The sequence below is a fragment of the Protofrankia coriariae genome (assembly GCF_001017755.1).
In the GTDB taxonomy this organism is placed as follows: domain Bacteria; phylum Actinomycetota; class Actinomycetes; order Frankiales; family Frankiaceae; genus Protofrankia; species Protofrankia coriariae.
In genome coordinates, this window is the sequence record NZ_JWIO01000109.1 from 1 (window position 1) to 242 (window position 242).

General features: G+C 67.4%; 1 protein-coding gene. It reads right to left on the reverse strand.

Annotated elements, in window-relative coordinates:
• A partial coding sequence (locus FrCorBMG51_RS24420; RefSeq protein WP_047225348.1) for an excisionase family DNA-binding protein occupies positions 1-160 on the reverse strand: 160 nt, incomplete at its 3' end.
• Between the last annotated feature and the right edge of the window lie 82 nt (positions 161-242).

The following is a 242-nucleotide window of genomic DNA, read 5'->3' on the forward strand; positions in this document are numbered from 1 at the left end:
GCCGATCGACGTAGGCGACGAGTGCCGCCCGTGGGATCCGCCGTGACCGTCCGATGCGGACGGATTCGATCTGCCCCGCCGCCATCAGTTCGTAGACGGTGGACCGGCCGACACCGAGGACCGCGGCGGCTTCGGCCGCGGTCAGGAGGAGCTTGTTCATACGTCCTCGCCGGAATCGTCGTAAGACTTGGAGATCATGCGGCATCGCGGAGTAGAGGGTCGGTTGCCGACACCGGGTCGGG